Below are 14,933 nucleotides of genomic sequence, written 5' to 3'. Positions count from 1 at the left end.
AGTTTACGCAGCCAGTTTTTCATGTTCGAGCGGCTTGGCCGGCGGCGCAATCTTCGCCATGATTTTTGCGATGAGCGCGTCGGCAGACAGGCCTTCCGACAGCGCCTCGTACGACAACACCACCCGGTGGCGCAGCACATCGGGCACAAGGTCCGTCATGTCCTCGGGCAGCGCGTACGTGCGGCCGCGCAGCATCGCCATCGCCCTGGCGCCTTCCACAAGATTGATCGTCGCGCGCGGGCTTGCACCAAACGTGATGTACGGTGCGATGTCTTTCAACCCATGCTTCTCGGGTGTGCGCGTCGCCGACACCAGCTTCACTGCGTATTGCACGAGCGACGGATCCACATACACGCGCCGGCATTCCTGCTGCAGCGAGGCGAGCTGTTCAGTAGTCGCCACTTCGCTCACTGTCACTGCCGGGCCTGTCACGCGCTCGACGATCACGAATTCTTCTTCGTCCGTCGGGTAGTCCACCAGCACCTTCATCATGAAGCGATCGACCTGCGCTTCGGGCAACGGATACGTGCCTTCTGTCTCGATCGGGTTCTGCGTCGCCATCACAAGAAACGGGCTGGGCACTTTGTGCGTCTCGCCGGCAATCGTCACCTGCCGCTCCTGCATCACTTCCAGCAGCGCGCTCTGCACTTTGGCGGGCGCGCGGTTGATTTCGTCGGCGAGCAGCAAGTTGGTGAACACCGGGCCGAGCGATGTGCTGAACTCACCCGTCTTCTGGTTGTAGATGCGCGTGCCGACAAGGTCAGCCGGCACCAGGTCAGGCGTGAACTGGATGCGCTTGAATTGCCCACGCATCGTGTTCGCAAGTGTCTTCACTGTGAGTGTTTTCGCCAGGCCCGGCACGCCTTCGACCAGCAGGTGGCCGCCTGCGAGCATGCCCACCATCACGCGTTCAAGAAACCTGTCTTGCCCGACCACCACGCGCTTGACCTCATACAGGATCTGCTCCATCAGTTGCGCGGTGTCGGTGTCCTGGCGGGTGGTGGCACTCATGCGGCTATGTCTTTCTAGAACGGTGGCAGGCCTGCTGCGGTGGCAGCGTTTTCGATGGGCACGGCAAAGCCGATGCCGATAAAGGTTCGTGCGGATGTCGGGTTGAGGATGGCAGTGACGATGCCGACAACTTCGCCGTCCATCGTCACGAGCGGGCCGCCTGAATTGCCGGGATTGGCAGCCGCATCGAACTGGATCAGGTTCTTCATCTCCTGCTTGCCTTCCGGCGAGCGGAAGACGCGCTTGAGGCCCGACACCACGCCGGCAGATGCAGAAGGCCCGATGCCGAACGGAAAGCCCACCGCGAGCACCTTGTCGCCGGGCGCCAGGTCGCTCGTCGAGCGCATGGTTGCCGCGATCATGTCGTCGGGAATCTTGCTGGCCTGCAGCACGGCAAGATCGTTCTCGGGCTGCGCGCCTGTCACGGTGGCTTCTGCTTCCAGCCCGTCGAAGAACACGACCTTGATCCGGTCGGCGCCCGAGACAACGTGCAGGTTGGTGAGGATCACGCCCTTGTCGATGATGACCACGCCCGTGCCCACGCCGTGCTCGACCTCTTCGTCGTCTTTGCCGCTGCCCTCAGCGGGCTTGGCACGGCCGAGCGGCTTGGGCCTGGCGCCCTTGTCCGTGTTGCTGGCGTGCTTGTCGCCTTCGTCCTTCAGGCGGCTTTTCTTCACGTAGCTGATCACGCGCACAACCGAGGGGCGAATGTTCTCGTAGGCCTTGGCGTACTCCGACGGCATGACGTTCGTCTCCATCGTCTTGAGCACGGCAGCGTCGATGTCGTCTTGCGTGAGGCGCCGCTGTGAGGACCGCACCTGCAGCGCGGCGCTGATCGCCAGCAGGATGGCCAGCAGGACGATCGCGGCCCACATCAGTTGCTGGCTCGACAAGCGAAAGCGTGAGGCGAAGCGGCCAAGGAGCAAGCGTTGTGGCGCAGCACGAATCAGCTCATCGGATGCCAGCTCATCGGTGGCCTGCGCAGCAGCGCCCGCGTCGGCCAGAGTTGCCCTCGACCCAGCGGGCGTCGTGCGGCCCGTGCGGCTAGAACTGTAGAGGGCTGGCCTGCGCATTCGTTCACCTGTGAAAACGAAAACACACGGTATCACGGTTCGCCGCGCGATGCACGGCTTGGGGCTTGCGCGGGCTGCGGCATGATCCGCGGATGCCTCCATGGATTGATACACATTGCCACCTGGACGCTGGCGAATTCGATGCCGACCGCGACGAAGTGCGCGAGCGTGCAAGGGCCGCCGGCGTGGTGCATTGCGTGCTGCCAGCGGTGGAGGCCGGCAACTTTGCCGCGGTGCGCGAGCTGGCCCATCAACATGGCGACAGTTACGCCCTGGGCATCCACCCGCTGGCGACGCAGCGCGCGCGCGATGAAGACCTGGATCTGCTCGATCAGGCGCTGCAAGCGGCGCAGGCCGATGAGCGGCTTGTGGCCGTGGGCGAGATCGGGCTCGACCTGTTCGTGCCCGGCCTGGACATCGCGCGGCAGGAGCACTTCTATCGCGCGCAGCTCGTGCTCGCCCGCAAATACGGCCTGCCCGTGATCCTGCACGTGCGCCGCTCTGCCGACCAGCTGCTCAAGCACCTGCGCAAGCTTCCTGTGCGGGGCATCGCCCACGCATTCAATGGCAGCGACCAGCAGGCGCAGGAGTTCGTGGACATGGGCTTCAAGCTGGGCTTTGGCGGCACGCTCACCTACGAGCGATCACTGCAGATCCGCCGCCTGGCGCAGTCGCTGCCCGACACGGCGTTCGTGCTCGAAACCGATTCGCCGGACATTCCGCCGCACTGGCTCTACCGCACGGCGCAAGAACGCGCAAACGGCCAGCCGCAAGGGCGCAACGAGCCGGGCGACCTGCCGCGCATCGGCGCTGTGATGGCGCAGTTGCGAGGCGTGTCGCCCGATGTGCTCGCGCGAGCCACGCGGCGCAACGCGGTCGACGCACTGCCCAGGCTTGCGGCGCTCCTGCCTCACGCGCCTCTCTGATAATGGGCCACAGTGAAGAAGCCCCCTACCTCCAAACCCCAGCTCGCGCTGCCCGAAGTCAATTTCTCCGACCAGGGAGATGTGCGCTATCTCCACCTGGGCACGGAATGGGTGCAAGGCTCCATGCTCATCGACCAGCCGTTCGACATCGACCTGGACTACGTGCAGCGGATGATGGGCTGGCTGCTGTTCGTCGAGCCCACATCGGTGAGCAAGCGGCACGCCATGCAGCTGGGCCTGGGCGCTGCGTCGCTCACCAAATTCTGCTGGCGCAAGCTGCGCATGAAGACAACGGCCATCGAGCTCAACCCGCAAGTCGTGGCCGCGTGCCGCCTGTGGTTCAAGCTGCCTGCCGATGATGCCCGCCTGTCGGTCGTGATCGGCGATGCTGCCGAGGTCGTCGCCCACGATCACTGGCACGGCCAGATCGATGCGCTTCAGGTAGACCTGTACGACCACGAAGCTGCGGCGCCGGTGCTCGACAGCCAGGCTTTCTATGCCGACTGCCGCAACCTGCTCACCGATGAAGGCGTGATGACGGTCAACCTGTTCGGCCGCTCATCCAGCTATGCGCAGAGCCTGGCCAAGATCCAGTCGGCCTTCGGCGAAGACGCCGTGTGGTCGTTCCGGCCCACTCGCGAGGGCAACACCGTGGTGCTCGCCTTGCGCACGCCACAACATCCCACGCGGGCCGCGCTTGCCGAGCGCGCGGAAACCATCGAAACTCGATGGGGCCTGCCCGCACGCAAGTGGTTGCGCGTCTTCAAGCCTGCTGACTGAACGCATGAAAAACCTGAGCTCCATGAGCACTGTCCGATGAGCACCGCCCGATGAGCACTGTTGCCCGACCCAAGACTGCTGGCAAAGCCATGCATCCGCCCGCATTCCAGGGCCCGCTGGACTGGCGCACGGTGGTCGAGTGGCTGGCGATGGACAACGTCATCACCGGCGAAGAAGCCAAGCGCACCATCGCCCGCTGCTCGCAGGCAGAAAGCTCGCAGCAGCCACTCGTGCGGCTGGCGGCCGTAGCCATGGCGCGGGCCAGCGACGGCAAGTCGCTCGACATCGAGATGCTCACGCAGTACATCGCAGGCAAGGCGGGGCTGGTCTACCTGCGCATCGATCCGCTGAAGGTCGATGTGGGCAAGGTGGCCGACTCGATGAGCGCGGCCTACGCCGAGCGCCACCACGTGCTGCCGGTGCAAGTCACGCCATCGGAAGTTGTCGTGGCCACGGCCGAGCCATTCCTCGTCGATTGGGTGAGTGAAGTCGAGCGGCAGTCTCGCCGCTCGGTGCGCCGCGTTGTTGCCAATCCGCAGGACATCCATCGCTATACCGCTGAATTCTTCGCGCTCGCCAAGTCGGTGCGCAATGCCCAGAAGGCCGGCGCCAGCTCCAGCGGCGCCACGTTCGAACAGCTCGTCGAGTTGGGCAACAAAAAGACGCTCGATGCCAACGACCAGGGCGTCGTGCAGGTGGTGGACTGGTTATGGACCTACGCGTTCGACCAGCGCGCCAGCGACATCCACCTGGAGCCCCGGCGCGAGCAGGGCGTGATCCGCTTTCGCATCGACGGTGTGCTGCATCCGGTCTACCAGATGCCCATGGGCGTGCTCAACGCCATGATCGCGCGCATCAAGCTGCTGGGTCGCATGGACGTGGTTGAAAAGCGCCGCCCGCAGGACGGCCGCATCAAGACGCGCAACCCGCGCGGCGACGAAGTTGAAATGCGCCTGTCCACGCTGCCCACCGCCTTCGGCGAGAAGATGGTGATGCGGATCTTCGACCCCGACACGGCTGTGAAAGACCTCGACGCACTGGGCTTTGCGCAGCACGACGCCGAGCGCTGGGAAGGCCTCGTCAAGCGGCCCTACGGCATCATCCTAGTGACCGGCCCGACAGGCGCCGGCAAGACGACCACGCTCTATTCCACGCTCAAGCGCATTGCCACCGAAGAGGTGAACGTCAGCACCGTGGAAGACCCGATCGAAATGATCGAGCCGTCTTTCAACCAGACGCAGGTGCAGACGCAGCTGGACTTCGGATTCGCCGAAGGCCTGCGCGCGCTGATGCGGCAGGACCCGGACATCATCATGGTCGGCGAAATCCGCGACCTGGCCACCGCCGAAATGGCGGTGCAGGCCGCGCTCACGGGCCACCTCGTGTTCTCAACGCTGCACACGAACGACGCACCGTCGGCCATCTCGCGCCTGATGGAGCTGGGCATACCGCCCTACCTGATCAATGCCACGATGCTCGGCGTGCTGGCGCAGCGATTGGTGCGCACGCTGTGCAAGCAGTGCAAGGTGCCCGACGAACACGCGACGCGCGAAGCGCTCGACGCGAGCGTCAAGCCCTGGAAGATCACCGGCGCCTTCCGCCCGTACAAGGCCGTGGGCTGCATTGACTGCCGCATGACGGGCTTTCTCGGCCGCACAGGCCTGTACGAGCTGATGACGGTCAACGAAGCGTTCAAGGAAAAGCTCAACACCGAGCCGAGCATCGACGCCTTGCGCCGCCAGGCGGTGGCCGATGGCATGCGCCCGCTGAGGCTGGCCGGTGCGCTGCGCGTGGCCGAGGGCATCACGACCCTCGAAGAAATCCTCACGGCCACCCCGCCGCTCGAATAGCCGGGCGGGCCCGGGAGGGCCAGGGAGGGCCGTCGTTGCAGGCCAGGTCGGCCATCCGGCGGCACCCGCGTAGGTGTAACCCACAACGGGGATGAGGCCTTTCGCCACCACAATCGCGCCACGAATATTCTTCCGAGGAGACAGCGCGTGAAGATCAAGAGTCAACAAGACTTCTACTCCGGCCTCATGTTCATGGTGGTCGGCATCGCCTTCGCGTGGGGCGCAACCACCTACACCATTGGCGAAGGTGCACGCATGGGGCCCGGGTACTTCCCGCTTGTGCTGGGCATCCTGCTGACGGCGTTGGGTGCCTTCATCGTGTTCGAAGCCCTGGTGGTTGAAACCGAAGACGGCGAGCCCATCGGCGCGTGGGCCTGGAAGCCCCTGTGCTTCATCATCGCGGCCAACTTGCTGTTCGGCATCCTGCTGGGCGGCCTGCCCAGCATCAAGCTGCCGGCCATGGGCATGATCGTCGGCATCTACGGGCTGACCTTCGTGGCCAGCCTGGCCGGCGAGGAGTTCAGCTGGAAAGAGAACGTGATTCTCGCCACGGTGCTGGCCATTGGCAGCTACCTCGCGTTCATCGTCCTGCTCAAGCTGCAGTTCCCGGTCTGGCCGACCTTCATCACCGGCTGAAGGAAGGACACACCTCATGGATCTCTTTGCCAACCTTGCGATCGGCTTCGGCGTCGCATTCACACCGATCAACCTGCTGTATTGCTTCATCGGCTGCCTGCTGGGCACGCTGATCGGCGTGCTCCCGGGCATTGGCCCGGTGGCAACCATCGCGATGCTGCTGCCTGCAACCTACGCACTGCCGCCTGTGTCCGCGCTGATCATGCTCGCCGGCATCTATTACGGCGCGCAGTACGGCGGCTCCACCACCGCCATCCTGGTGAACTTGCCGGGTGAGTCATCGTCAGTGGTCACAGTGATCGATGGCTATCAAATGGCAAGGCAGGGCCGCGCAGGCCCTGCGCTCGCAGCGGCGGGCCTTGGCTCGTTCTTCGCCGGCTGCGTCGGCACGCTGATCCTCGCTGCGTTCGCAGCGCCGCTGACGGAAGTCGCGTTCAAGTTCGGCCCTGCCGAATACTTCTCGCTGATGATCCTGGGCCTGATCGGCGCGGTGGTGCTGGCGTCGGGCTCGCTGATCAAGGCGATTGCCATGATCGTGCTGGGCCTGCTGCTCGGCCTGATCGGCACCGACGTGAATTCGGGCGTCGCGCGCTACTCGTTCGACATCCCCGAACTGACCGACGGCATCGGCTTCATCACCATCGCCATGGGCGTCTTTGGCTACGGCGAAATCATCAGCAACCTGTCGAAGTCGTCCGAGCACCGTGAGGTGTTCACCGGCAAGGTCAAGGGCCTGATGCCGACGAAGGAAGACTTCAAGCGAATGATTCCCGCCGTGTTGCGTGGCACTGCCTTGGGCTCGGCACTGGGCATCCTGCCTGGCGGCGGCGCCTTGCTGGCGGCCTTCGCTGCGTACACAGTCGAAAAGAAGACGAAGCTGCAGCCCGGTGAAGTGCCTTTCGGCAAGGGCAACATTCGCGGCGTTGCAGCGCCTGAAGCAGCCAACAACGCCGGTGCACAGACGTCGTTCATTCCGCTGCTCACGCTGGGTATTCCACCCAACGCCGTGATGGCGCTGATGGTGGGTGCCATGACCATCCACAACATCCAGCCTGGCCCGCAGGTGATGACGAGCAACCCGCAGCTGTTCTGGGGCCTGATCGCCTCGATGTGGCTGGGCAACCTGATGCTGATCATCCTGAACCTGCCGCTGATCGGCATGTGGATCAAGCTGCTCACAGTGCCTTATCGCTGGCTGTTCCCTGCCATCGTGCTGTTCTGCGCCATCGGCGTTTACTCGACCAACAACAACACGTTCGACGTGTGGATGGTGGGCATCTTCGGCGTGGTGGGCTACACGTTCATCAAGCTCGGTTGCGAGCCGGCGCCGTTGCTGCTCGGCTTCATCCTCGGGCCGATGATGGAAGAAAACCTGCGTCGCGCGCTGCTGCTCTCGCGTGGCGACTGGAGCGTTTTCGTCACGCGTCCGCTGTCGGCCGGCTTGTTGATCGCTGCGGCGTTGCTGGTGGTGATCGTCGCGTTGCCGTCGATCAAGGCCAAGCGCGAGGAAGCCTTCGTCGAGGACTGACGCTCGCGCAGCACCCCCCCAAGAAAAGGCGCCTGCGGGCGCCTTTCTTCTGAGAAGGCGCCTGGGGGCGCCTTTTCTCATGGCTGCATGCCGGATCAACCCAGCTGCGCCACAATGCGCTGAGAGGGAAACATGCCGCAGATCACCAGCCATCCGCAACGCATCGCGCTTCACAACGAGATCCACGCGCGCCCACCCGAGGCGATGGCCGGGCCGCTTGCGATCTCGCACCTGGTCATGCTCGCCGATGGTGCGCAGCGCGAAGCCAGCCGCGCGCACATTGCGGCGTTGCTGCGTGACCATCACCTGCCACTGCCCGACGCGAAGAGCACGCACATCCGCATGGACATGGGCGGCTGGCGCCTGCGCTGGGAGATGCATACCGAATTCGTGACCTGGAGTTTCTCGCGCCCGATCGACGTGGCCGGCTTCGGTGAGCGCGAGCCGCTCATTGCTGCTGACTCGGCGCCGCGCGACTGGTTTGAGAAGCTGCCAGGTGAATGCCTCGCCGCGCTGAACCTGTGGGTGCTGCCCGCGAACTCGATGGAAGACCCGTCGCTGGTCAAGCATGTGCTCAAGGAAGAGACGCTTGTTGCGTCCACCGTGGCTGACGGCCATGGCGAGGTGTACACCGACTTCACCATTCACCCCGACGGCTATTCACGCATGGTGCTGCTCGCGGGCTCTGTCACGCCGCGACGGCTTGGCCGCCTGGTGCAGCAGCTGGTGGAGATCGACACCTATCGCATGGCTGCGCTGCTGGGCCTGCCCGCAGCGCGCGAGGCGTCGGGCGTGCTCGCCTATGCCGAACGCGAGCTGGCCGAGCTTGCCGGCGCGATCCGCGTTGCAGGCAGCCACGAAGAGCCGCAACTGCTCGACCGCCTCACGAAGCTGGCCGGCGAAGTAGAGAGCCAGTACGCGGCCACGCACTCACGGTTTTCAGCAAGCGCTGCGTACTTCGAACTGGTGGACAGGCGCATCGCCGACATCGGCGAATCGCGCTTGGCCGGCTTGCAGACGATTGGTGAATTCATGGAGCGCCGCCTGTCGCCCGCACGCGCCACCTGCGAATGGGCAACCCGCCGGCAAGATGCGCTGTCGCAACGCGTTTCGCGCATCAGCAACTTGCTGCGCACGCGCGTGGAGATCGAGCAGCAGCAAAGCAGCCAGGCGTTGCTCGCCACCATGAACACGCGCCAGGGCTTGCAGCTGAAGATGCAGGCAACGGTGGAGAGCCTGTCCGTCGCGGCTATCACGTACTACATCGTGGGGCTGGTCAGCTATGTGGCCAAGGGCGCGCATGCAGTGGGCTGGCCCTTCAGCCCCGAGACCACTGCAGCCGTGGCGATTCCTTTCGTCGCGCTGGGCGCATGGTGGTCGATGCGACGCCTGCACAACCGCGTGTTCGGCGAGTGAGCCGGCCGTGATCACGTTCTTCGGCAATTTGCATGAAGGCCACGCGCCTGCCAGCGAGTTCTATCGCGGTGAACTGGTGCCCTGTTTCGAAAAGCCCGCGCGTGCGCACTACGTGCAGGCACAGCTGGCGTTGCGAGGCCACGATGTGCGCACACCCGCTGCCGATAGCCGGGCCGTGCTGGCGCGCATCCACACACCGCGCTACCTGCAATTTCTTGAAACTGCCTGGCAACAGTGGGGCGCGCTCGACACTGCGAATGCCGCTGTGCAACCCTTCCCTTCAGTGTGGCCCGTGCGCGGGCTTCGCAGCGATGTGGAGCCGGTCAATTTCATCGCGAAGCTCGGGCTGTATTCGATGGACAACGGCACGCCGCTCGTGGAGGGCACGTGGCGCGTGATCAAGCAAGCCGCAGATGCCGCTGCCCATGCCGCGCAATTGATCGGGCAAGGCGAGCGTGGCGTGTTCTGCGCAACGCGACCGCCGGGCCATCATGCCGGGGCCGACTTCATGGGCGGCTATTGCTTCCTGAACAACGCTGCGGTTGCTGCGCAGGCATTGCGCGATGGTGGTTGCGAGCGCGTCGCGATTCTTGATGTGGACTTCCACCACGGCAATGGCACGCAGGAGATTTTTTACGACCGCGCCGACGTGCTCTTCGTGAGCCTGCATGGCGATCCGCTCACGGAATATCCGTTCTACCTGGGCCATGCCGACGAGCGCGGTCATGGCGCGGGTGAAGGGTTCAACCTGAACCTGCCGATGCCAGCAGGCACACCGGCCGACCGCTGGTTCGCTGCGCTTGAAGTGGCATGCGAACGCATCGTGCGCCATCGCGCCGACGCACTCGTCGTCTCGCTCGGCCTCGACACGTTCGAAGGCGACCCGATCTCGAAGTTCAAGCTCTCCACGGCTGACTACAGCCGCCTGGGCGAGCGCCTGAAGCGGCTGGGCTTGCCCGCAGTGTTCATCCTCGAAGGCGGCTATGCGGCGGCGCAGCTGGGCGTGAACGCCGTCAATGTCATTGACGCGTTTGAGTAATACGACGTCGAATCCGCATTTCGGCACGGGCGTCATCCTGGCGCTGGTGGGCGCGATCGCGTTCAGCGGCAAGGCGATCATCGTGAAGCTCGGCTACCGCTACGGCGTGGACGCGGTGATGCTGTTGATGTTTCGCATGCTGTTCGCACTGCCGATGTTCCTGGCGATGGCGTGGTGGAGCGGGCGCGGCAAGGCGCCGCTCACGCGCGCTGACTGGCTGGGCGTTGCCGGGCTGGGATTCAGTGGCTACTACCTGTCGAGCTTTCTCGACTTTGCGGGGCTGCAGTACATCACGGCGTCGCTTGAGCGGCTGATCCTGTACCTCAACCCGACGCTGGTGCTGCTCTTGGCCTGGGTGCTGTATCGCAAGCCCGTGCGCCTTGCACATGTGCTTGGCATGGCGCTGAGCTATTCAGGTTGTGTGCTGGTGTTCAGCCACGAGATATCGATAGCAGGCAGCCATGTAGCGCTGGGCGCGGCGCTCGTGTTCGCGAGCGCCATGACGTACGCGGTGTACCTGGTGTACAGCGGCCAGCTCGTCAAGCGGCTGGGGTCACTGCGCCTGGTGGGTTTGGCGACGACGGTCGCGTGCATCTGTTGCATCGCGCAGTTCGTGCTGCTGCGGCCCATAGCGAGCGCGTTCGTCGTTGCGCCTGAAGTCATCTGGCTGTCGGTCTTCAATGCGGTGTTCTGCACCGCCGTGCCCGTGCTGATGGTGATGATGGCCATCGAGCGAATCGGCCCGGCGCTGTCCGCGCAGATCGGCATGGTCGGGCCGCTCTCGACGATCCTGATGGGCGTCGTGCTGCTGGGTGAGCCGTTCACCGCGTGGATTGCCGCGGGAACGGTGCTGGTGGTGGCCGGGATCTATGTGGTGAGCCGGGCGGCGGCGCGTTAACGCCGCCGCAAGCGTGTCCTGCTTTTCAGGGCCGCGGGTCTTCAGGCAAGGGCTCTCGCAGGCGGTTCACAAGGTGCGGGTACTTCACTTCGATCGTGAGCATGAACCTGGCTGTCGCGGCCACGCGCACGGCATCGCCTTGAGCTTCCCTTCGCATTTGGGTACACAGGTCAAGAACAACCGAGTCGACCACAGCAGCCGCCGCTTCTGCGCGCGTCACCGTCGGCTGGGCGCTGAGAAATGAGCGGGTTGCCGGTGCCAGTTGTAGCAGCTCTTCGCGTGCGCGCTGATAGCGCTGCTCGAAGTTCCTCGACAACTGGCACGTCTGCGCGAATTGGTTGCTGGCACTACCGGCCGTAGTCCAGTTGATCTGCAACAGGACCGAACCCTCGAGATCAGCGAAAACATCCGGATCGATGCGGCCGTTGTCGACCTTTTTTTTGAACTCATCGAGGAGGTGGAACCTTTCACACCACTCGGCGCTTTCGGCAACCTCAGCGGGGCTCCATTCAGGATGGACGCGACTCAAGTTGGCCTTTACTTGCTGCATGCCGGGGTGGGTAAGCGCGGCCGCGAGTATCTGATCGAATGCGTGCCGCAATCCGGATTGCCGTGATGGGCTCGCGCCAACGCCATCGGATGGCTGCGCCGACGGTTGCGACTGGCTCTGCTCGGCAATGTCACCAATCCGCGCTCTCGCCACGGTTTCCATCGCCCTCATGGCATTGATCTCTGCCTCGCTTTGTCGCTCGCATTGCATCAATCGAATGACGATAAGTGAAACTTGATGTATGGCCACAAGGCCCGCGGTCGCAAAGCCGCTAGTTTGATTGGCGGCTAGCTGCTGCTCCATCTCCAGGTACAAAGGATGTTGCAGGACCGCACCGGACCGACGGCTGCGTTCGGCACTCAACGCATGCATGATTCCTCCGTCCACGGTTGCGTCTTGGCTGATGGGGATCAAAGGCGCAAGCATTGCTTCTCGAAGTTTGACAAGCAGCGCTCGCGATTGGCCATATTCAGGGTCTCGCTCCATGCCGTCGATGACGATGGACGCCGCTTGTCGTTCCAGGAACACATCCTCAGCGCCAGGTCGCCAGGCCGGATCACTTGCCCGCAGGTTGTCGCGCATCTGCATTTTCGCGACCTGATAACGATCGCTTGCCTTGGCCAACGTCAGGTCACGGGCGAATCGCGCAACCACGGCGGCTTCGGGAGGCGGCACAGGCCGTTGCGGGGCGTCGGTGTATCTGACAGGCGGGGGATTGATCCAGGGCATTGCTGTGTTCCTTTGGTTACCAAACAGACTAGGTAACGCAAAGACGCAATGCGATCCATCATTGCTTTCGAGCGACTGACAGCATGGCCCTAAACCGACTTCACCGCCGCAGCCGGCCGGCCCGGCGTTCCATTCGCGCCCGCCGGCATGGTCCGCGCCCCTGCCGGCGCACCCGCCTCCAGCTTCGTACGCATCTGCGGCGTGGCACACGCTGGCGCATATGCCACGCTCACTTCCAGCCCCTGCGATCCCGCGAGCGTGAAGCAGTTCTGCCCGAGCTTCATGTTCAGCGCTTTCAGCACGCCGTCTTGCACGATGTCGCCGGAGTTGCCTTCGGGCAGCTGCAGCTGGAAGCGCCCGTCACCGATGGCCTGCGCATCGAGCACCGTGCGCATGGCGCGCAATTCACGCAGCATCAGCGGCGAGCCGTTTTCAGGCAGGCCATTGATGATCAGGTTCGTTTTCTGCGTGCGGAAGTTGAAGTGCTCCAGGAAGAAGTTGCGCGAGAACTCATCGCCCACCAGCTTGCCGATCTCGGCCAGCGCCTGGTCTTCTGAAGCCCACGTCTGGCCGCTGGGCAACTTGGTGCTGAGGTACACCTCTTCACCGGTCGCCGTCTCGATGGCCTTGAGCGTCCACGACGTGAGCGCCGTCTTGGTGATCGTCAGGCCCGAGGCAGGCAGCTTCATCGATAACTGCTTCAACTTGACCTCGCCCTTGATCGCAAAATCCGCCGCCTGCGCATTCGCGGCCTGCGGGTTGTCGCCCTCACCCGACCACACACGAAAGCCGAATGACTTGATGCGGTCTTTCACCACGTTCTCAGCGAGCTGCGAGCGTTCACGCGCGAGATTCGCGCCGTCGTTGTTGGCGATGTCGATGCGAATCGAAATACGCGGATCACCCTTGTTGCGGATGAAGTCGATGCGCTCTTGCCGCGACAGGTCGTTGAGCGACTTCTGCACGGCGCGCGTGCTCACCACGGCACGTGTCTGCATTTCAACCAGACCGTTCGCGTTGGTCGTGGGCGACTCCTGCAGCACGGTGCGGATGAAGCCGCCCGAGTTGACGAGCATCTTCTGGTCGATCACGCCATAGTTCGTGTCGAGCGAGGCTTTGTCGACGTAGAGCGCGAGCGCTTTATCAATGAGCTGGCGTTTGGCTGACTCGCGCGCTTCAGTCTGCGCAGCGCCCAGGTCGCCGTTGAAGCGCGCGTCCTTCGGATCCACGAGGCCGACAGCGCTGATCACCATCGTGCCGGGCTCAGTCGCCACAGGCGCGGCAGCAGGTGCTGCGGCCACTGCAGCCGATGCGCCCGTTGCAGCGGCGGCAGGTGCATTCGATGCAACGGCAGGCTCGCCCTTCTTGCCGGGCGCCAACAAGATGTAGCCACCCGCTGCCAGCGCCACGACGGCCGCTGCACCAACGGCCCACATGGCCGCTTGCGGCTTCTTTGCGGCCTGCGTTACTGGTGCGGTAGCAGCCGGCATCACAGGTGCGGCAGCAGGCGCGTTGAACTGGATTGGCGCCGGCGCCGCAGCGGCGCCCGGTGCAACCGTCATGTCGCCCACAATCGCATCCTGCAGTGCGTCTGCAAATGCGCGCCCTGTCTGGAAGCGGTCAGCCGGCGATTTCGACAGTGCCTTCTTGATGACGAAGTCGAGCGCGGGCGTGAGCGTGAGGTTGAGCGACGAAGGCGGCGTTGGCTCTTCGCGCAGCACCTTGTACATGATCGTCGTCGAGGTTTCGCCGGTGAACGGCTTTTCGCCGGTGAGCAGCTGGTACAGGATGACGCCGCACGAGAACAAGTCGCTGCGGCCATCCACGGGGTGGCCCATGAACTGCTCGGGCGACATGTAGCTGGGCGTGCCCATGATCGTGCCAGTCTGCGTCAAGTCAGACTGCTCGACGCGCGCAATGCCGAAGTCCGCCACCTTCACCCGCCCGTTCTCCAGCAGGATGACGTTGGCGGGCTTCATGTCGCGATGCACCACGCCGAGCGAATGCGCGTGGTCGAGCGCATCGAGCATCTCGCCCATGATGCGGCCCACCTCCTTGAGCGGAAAGCGCCCGCCCTTTTCCAGGTGGTCCTTCAGCTCGCGCCCTTTGATGAACTCCATTGCAATGAACGCGACCCGCTCCGGCCCGGCCTTGCCCGCAGTGCTCGCCATCATCGTGGCTTCTTCTTCGCTGATGTCCTGTGCCAGCTCTTCGCCGTAGTCGTAGATGGCGACGATGCCCGGATGATTCAGCCGCCCCGCCGCCTGCGCCTCACGCTTGAAGCGCGCCAGGATCGCGACAACCTCCGAGCCCGCGAGCTGCGAAGGCAAGATCGTCTTGATCGCAACAGTGCGCTCGATGACGGGATCAAACCCTTCATAGACGATCCCCATCGCCCCCTTCCCCAGGATGCGCCGAATCTGATACTTCCCAAGCTTGTTCATAACGAGACCCCAAAGAAAAGCCGGCGATCACCCGCCGCAACGCGGTCGGTGTG

At 64.0% G+C, this 14,933-nt stretch carries 12 protein-coding genes; 8 read left to right on the top strand and 4 right to left on the bottom strand.

Annotation, left to right across the window (positions count from 1 at the left end; translation table 11 throughout):
- Nucleotides 1-3: 3 nt before the first annotated feature.
- The gene (locus tag GHT07_RS02510; protein ID WP_153583487.1) at nt 4-1,011 is read right to left on the bottom strand and encodes an AAA family ATPase; all 1,008 of its coding nucleotides are present in this window, start codon (nt 1,009-1,011) and stop codon (nt 4-6) included.
- Nucleotides 1,012-1,025: 14 nt separating this feature from the next.
- Nucleotides 1,026-2,084 carry a S1C family serine protease gene (locus GHT07_RS02505; RefSeq protein WP_153583486.1) on the bottom strand — a complete coding sequence of 353 codons (1,059 nt, stop codon included), beginning with the start codon at nt 2,082-2,084 and terminating at the stop codon, nt 1,026-1,028.
- Between the two features lie 92 nt (nt 2,085-2,176).
- On the opposite strand from GHT07_RS02505, the gene GHT07_RS02500 reads away from it, so the two are divergent.
- The 8 genes from GHT07_RS02500 to GHT07_RS02465 all read left to right on the top strand — a co-directional run bounded on the left by GHT07_RS02500 (nt 2,177) and on the right by GHT07_RS02465 (nt 11,157).
- Nucleotides 2,177-3,010, top strand: a complete 834-nt coding sequence (locus GHT07_RS02500; protein WP_153583485.1) for a TatD family hydrolase — start codon at nt 2,177-2,179, stop codon at nt 3,008-3,010.
- 12 nt (nt 3,011-3,022) lie between these two features.
- Nucleotides 3,023-3,790: a spermine/spermidine synthase domain-containing protein gene (locus GHT07_RS02495; protein WP_323740753.1), complete on the top strand. Its 768-nt coding sequence runs from the start codon at nt 3,023-3,025 to the stop codon at nt 3,788-3,790.
- Nucleotides 3,791-3,840: 50 nt separating this feature from the next.
- Nucleotides 3,841-5,640 carry a GspE/PulE family protein gene (locus GHT07_RS02490; RefSeq protein ID WP_153583484.1) on the top strand — a complete coding sequence of 600 codons (1,800 nt, stop codon included), beginning with the start codon at nt 3,841-3,843 and terminating at the stop codon, nt 5,638-5,640.
- Nucleotides 5,641-5,787: 147 nt separating this feature from the next.
- Nucleotides 5,788-6,276, top strand: a complete 489-nt coding sequence (locus GHT07_RS02485) for a tripartite tricarboxylate transporter TctB family protein (protein ID WP_323740752.1) — start codon at nt 5,788-5,790, stop codon at nt 6,274-6,276.
- 16 nt (nt 6,277-6,292) lie between these two features.
- The gene (locus GHT07_RS02480; RefSeq protein ID WP_153583483.1) at nt 6,293-7,804 is read left to right on the top strand and encodes a tripartite tricarboxylate transporter permease; all 1,512 of its coding nucleotides are present in this window, start codon (nt 6,293-6,295) and stop codon (nt 7,802-7,804) included.
- 132 nt (nt 7,805-7,936) lie between these two features.
- On the top strand, nt 7,937-9,220 hold the full coding sequence (locus GHT07_RS02475; protein WP_153583482.1) for a DUF3422 family protein: 1,284 nt from the start codon (nt 7,937-7,939) through the stop codon (nt 9,218-9,220).
- A 7-nt stretch (nt 9,221-9,227) separates the two neighbouring features.
- Nucleotides 9,228-10,259: a histone deacetylase family protein gene (locus GHT07_RS02470; protein ID WP_323740751.1), complete on the top strand. Its 1,032-nt coding sequence runs from the start codon at nt 9,228-9,230 to the stop codon at nt 10,257-10,259.
- The gene (locus tag GHT07_RS02465) at nt 10,237-11,157 is read left to right on the top strand and encodes a DMT family transporter (protein WP_153583480.1); all 921 of its coding nucleotides are present in this window, start codon (nt 10,237-10,239) and stop codon (nt 11,155-11,157) included. Before GHT07_RS02470 ends, GHT07_RS02465 begins: the two co-directional genes overlap by 23 nt.
- A gap of 25 nt (nt 11,158-11,182) precedes the next feature.
- Here the strand turns inward: GHT07_RS02465 and GHT07_RS02460 are convergent, their stop codons facing one another.
- Entirely contained in the window at nt 11,183-12,436 is a 1,254-nt protein-coding gene (locus GHT07_RS02460) for a hypothetical protein (RefSeq protein ID WP_153583479.1), read from the bottom strand.
- Between the two features lie 89 nt (nt 12,437-12,525).
- Nucleotides 12,526-14,880, bottom strand: a complete 2,355-nt coding sequence (locus GHT07_RS02455) for a serine/threonine-protein kinase (RefSeq protein ID WP_153583478.1) — start codon at nt 14,878-14,880, stop codon at nt 12,526-12,528.
- Nucleotides 14,881-14,933 lie beyond the last annotated feature (53 nt).

It is taken from the genome of Caenimonas koreensis DSM 17982, assembly GCF_009646335.1.
Taxonomy (GTDB): Bacteria; Pseudomonadota; Gammaproteobacteria; order Burkholderiales; family Burkholderiaceae_C; genus Ramlibacter; species Ramlibacter koreensis.
This window is presented reverse-complemented; position numbering and strand designations above follow the sequence as displayed.

Bases quoted from the DNA above. Each gene is read 5' to 3' on its own strand.
- GHT07_RS02510 (WP_153583487.1), bottom strand. From the start codon at position 1,011: ATGAGTGCCACCACCCGCCAGGACACCGACACCGCGCAACTGATGGAG.
- GHT07_RS02505 (WP_153583486.1), bottom strand. From the start codon at position 2,084: ATGCGCAGGCCAGCCCTCTACAGTTCTAGCCGCACGGGCCGCACGACG.
- GHT07_RS02500 (WP_153583485.1), top strand. From the start codon at position 2,177: ATGCCTCCATGGATTGATACACATTGCCACCTGGACGCTGGCGAATTC.
- GHT07_RS02490 (WP_153583484.1), top strand. From the start codon at position 3,841: ATGAGCACTGTTGCCCGACCCAAGACTGCTGGCAAAGCCATGCATCCG.
- GHT07_RS02480 (WP_153583483.1), top strand. From the start codon at position 6,293: ATGGATCTCTTTGCCAACCTTGCGATCGGCTTCGGCGTCGCATTCACA.
- GHT07_RS02475 (WP_153583482.1), top strand. From the start codon at position 7,937: ATGCCGCAGATCACCAGCCATCCGCAACGCATCGCGCTTCACAACGAG.
- GHT07_RS02465 (WP_153583480.1), top strand. From the start codon at position 10,237: ATGTCATTGACGCGTTTGAGTAATACGACGTCGAATCCGCATTTCGGC.
- GHT07_RS02460 (WP_153583479.1), bottom strand. From the start codon at position 12,436: ATGCCCTGGATCAATCCCCCGCCTGTCAGATACACCGACGCCCCGCAA.
- GHT07_RS02455 (WP_153583478.1), bottom strand. From the start codon at position 14,880: ATGAACAAGCTTGGGAAGTATCAGATTCGGCGCATCCTGGGGAAGGGG.